Source organism: Pirellulales bacterium (assembly GCA_035546535.1).
In the GTDB taxonomy this organism is placed as follows: Bacteria; Planctomycetota; Planctomycetia; order Pirellulales; family JACPPG01; genus JACPPG01.
Window position 1 is genome coordinate 1 of sequence record DASZWQ010000147.1, and the last position, 3,233, is coordinate 3,233.

Annotated in this window: 5 protein-coding genes; 2 read left to right on the top strand and 3 right to left on the bottom strand. The window is 60.1% G+C overall.

Annotated elements, in window-relative coordinates:
• The 3 genes from VHD36_17440 to VHD36_17450 form a co-directional block, all read right to left on the bottom strand.
• On the bottom strand, nucleotides 1–231 hold a 231-nt coding region (locus tag VHD36_17440; protein ID HVU89112.1), incomplete at its 3' end, for a hypothetical protein.
• An 81-nt stretch (nucleotides 232–312) separates the two neighbouring features.
• Nucleotides 313–609, bottom strand: a complete 297-nt coding sequence (locus VHD36_17445; protein ID HVU89113.1) for a putative quinol monooxygenase — start codon at nucleotides 607–609, stop codon at nucleotides 313–315.
• 4 nt (nucleotides 610–613) lie between these two features.
• Complete coding sequence (locus tag VHD36_17450; protein ID HVU89114.1) at nucleotides 614–1,342, bottom strand: hypothetical protein; 729 nt, start codon at nucleotides 1,340–1,342, stop codon at nucleotides 614–616.
• Between the two features lie 127 nt (nucleotides 1,343–1,469).
• Between VHD36_17450 and VHD36_17455 the strand changes: the two genes are divergently transcribed.
• A complete protein-coding gene (locus tag VHD36_17455) occupies nucleotides 1,470–2,027 on the top strand; it encodes a LemA family protein (protein ID HVU89115.1) in 558 nt (185 codons plus the stop codon).
• A complete protein-coding gene (locus VHD36_17460) occupies nucleotides 2,027–3,103 on the top strand; it encodes a M48 family metallopeptidase (GenBank protein HVU89116.1) in 1,077 nt (358 codons plus the stop codon). Before VHD36_17455 ends, VHD36_17460 begins: the two co-directional genes overlap by 1 nt.
• The last annotated feature ends 130 nt before the right edge of the window (nucleotides 3,104–3,233 follow it).

Genomic DNA, 3,233 nt, shown 5'->3' on the forward strand with positions numbered 1-3,233 from the left:
GAGTCTGAAGCTGCCTTCATTGACCAGCACCGGCAGTATGATCACCGCCACGAGATGCGCGAGCGTCGCGCCCAGCGCCACGGCCCAGATTCGTTTCCATTCCGAAAGCTGGTAGGCGGCGTAGAGCGCAATCAGAAGACCCAGCGCACCGTTAACGTGGGCAAAGCCTTCGCGAAATCCGTCTTTGAAAAAGTAAAGAATATCATGGAGATAGACTGACACATTTTCCATCGAGCCCTCCCGAGGCGTTAACCATCCCTAGGTAAACGCCCGAATATGGCATTTGTTCGCTTCGGGACCGAAAAAAGTTCCTCAGACTTTTGTCTCGGCCGCTTCGTAGATGTGCATCGCCCCGGGGTGAGCGGCGAGTTCCTGGAGCCGCTTCCACATGGCGCGCGATTCGGGCACGCGGAAATGCAATTTGAGCGCCGCGATGCTTTCCCACCGCTCCGTGAAGTGCAGCGTCAAGGGATCGTCGGCGTCGATGCTGACATGATGGCTGACACAGCCGGGTTCTTTCCGCGAGCGATGCACGTGCTCGGTCGAGACGCGCAGCATCTCGGCGATTGTGTCGGCGCGGGCAGTGACGGTGCCGGTGACGAGGATCATCACGCTACATTCTTTTCAAACCGACCCCCGGCGCGGGCGTGTTCAGATCGCGCTCGGCCTTTTGCAAAGCTCGCAGATCGCGTTCGCCCCGCAGCAGAGCGATTTGCAGGCCGAGCTCCACCTGGTTGTAGAATCGGAAGTTGACGTGGCCCGAAAGCTGACCGACCAGCAATTCAAGATAACGCTCCTGCTCCTCCGCCGTCGCATGGGAATAATCCGGCGTGCCGTCGACCGCCCGGAACCGGAAGGAAAATTGCTGGAGACTGGTGCGCGCATCGCTCAAATGGGAGTACGCCTGGGCGAGATCGGCGGTCACGGTGTCGGCCTCGGAATAGGCCATGATCTCGTGCTGCGGCAGCAATGCCAGCAGCCCCGAGGATTTGGCGGCCTGAAACGACGGATCGATGACGAGATCGAATTCGTCTGGGTTCGGCCGCACGTATTTCGGAATTGCGCTCTTTGTGGCGATCGCCGTTCGCACCTGGGCGATGCGCATCGTGAGCCAAGCGATCATCTGATCGGAGAAATGTTCGCTGCGCTTGGCATCGACGATCGCCTGCCGGCTGTCTATGTCCAAAGCGTCGCGAAGCTCCGCCCGCTGGTGCGCATGGTGGACGGCTTCGGCGACCTGCTCCAGCCCGAGCGCGATCAGCAGGCCGAGGCAGATCGTCCCCATATGCACGAAGAAATCGCGCCACGTGTGAATGCCATGCTCCGGCGCATGAACTTCCATGATACCCCCCAAACGCTCCCTGAATCTCTTCTATCACGGCGGGGCGGGCACGCCATCGCCCCGGTGGAAACGCAGCGGACGAAAACCTATATTCCGTATGGTCCGTTGCACAAGGAATCGGCCCCACATGATTATCGCCCTCGTCGTACTTGGCCTCATCGCCCTGTTCGTGATGTTCACCTACAACCGGCTGGTGTCGCTGCGCCAGGCGTGGAAGCGCGCCTTTGCCGATATCGATGTGCAGCTGAAACAACGGCAGGACCTCGTGCCCAACCTGGTCGAGACCGTGAAGGGCTATGCGACGCACGAGAACGCCGTCTTCACCGCGGTGACGCAGGCGCGCGCGTCCGCAATGAAAGCCAATACGGTCGGCGAGAAGAGCGCGGCGGAAGGCGTACTGAGCGGTGCGCTCGGCAACCTGATGGCGGTGGCGGAGAACTATCCCGAACTAAAAGCCAATCAGGGGTTTCTGAGCCTTCAAAGCGAACTCGCCGATCTGGAGAACAAGATCGCCGCCGCGCGCCGGTTCATGAACAACGCGGTCGCGGAATATAACTCTTCCATCCAGCAGATTCCCGCGGTGTTCATCGCGGGCCCGTTGGGCTTCACGGCAGCAGAGATGTTTACGCTTGACCCAGCCGAACGCGATGCGACCAAAACCGCGCCGGCAGTGAAATTCAGCTAGTGGCTCTGCTCGGCCTTACCACCTATCGCCAGAACAACAACATCAAGTCGATGGTGTTGCTGGCGATGTTTCCGGTGCTGCTGCTGTCGCTACTGGGCTTCATCTTTTTCTTCGTCGGCGAGTTCAGCAACACGCGTTATGCGTTCTACGACTTCAATCTGGAGCCGGTGCTGGGCACCGGCGATCCGCTCGATCTCGCGCTTTCGGCGATCTATGCCTATTGGCCGATTGTCATCGGCATCGCGACGGTTTGGGTGCTGATCGGCTATTTCTTCAACGATGCGATCATTCACAGTGCGACGGGCGCGCAATCGGTGACCCGCCAGGAACAGCCGGAGCTTTACAACCTCGTCGAGAACCTCTGCATCAGCCGCGGCATGAAGGTGCCGAAGCTCTACATCATCGATACCGACGCAATGAACGCATACGCCAGCGGCATCGACGACCGCTCCTATGCGATCACGGTGACAAGCGGCATTCTGAAGGTGCTGAACAAGGACGAGCTCGAAGCCGTGCTCGCGCACGAGCTCACGCACATCATGGAGCGCGACACGCGCGTGCTCATCGTGACCATCGTGTTCGTGGGCATGATCTCGTTCCTGACACAGGGCCTGTGGCGGTTCATCCAGATCCAGTCTTTCTCGCGCCGCCGCGGGCGCGACGGCAACGGCGTGATAATATTTCTGCTGATCGCCGCCGTGGCGTCGTTCCTCGGCTATCTGCTGGCGCTGGTGCTGCGCTTCGCGATCTCGCGGCGGCGCGAATATCAGGCCGACGCCGGTTCCGTCGACCTGACCAAAAACCCCGACGCGTTGATTTCGGCGCTGATGAAAATCTCCCAGAACCCCGACGTGCCGCATGTGTCGAGCGAAGTCCGCCAAATGTTCATCGAAGCCCCACCCTCAAGCTTCGCCCTGGCCCAACTCTTCGACACGCATCCGCCCATCGCCAAGCGCATCGCAGTGCTGGAGCAACTCGGCGGGCATGCGCCGGATAAGCTCACGACGCCCTCTTCCGCTCCCGCTATCGATGCGCCCGCCTCAAATGTGCCGCATCAACACGGACCGTGGGGATAAAGCCAACTTGTCATCCCCGGCCGAGCGAAGCGATAGCGTTGCGGGGGGCAAGTCGAATACGACGCGCTGCCAGCTGAATACCTAGCTACCATCCGCAGTTTCGAACAACGAATTCAATCGATCTGCGAAA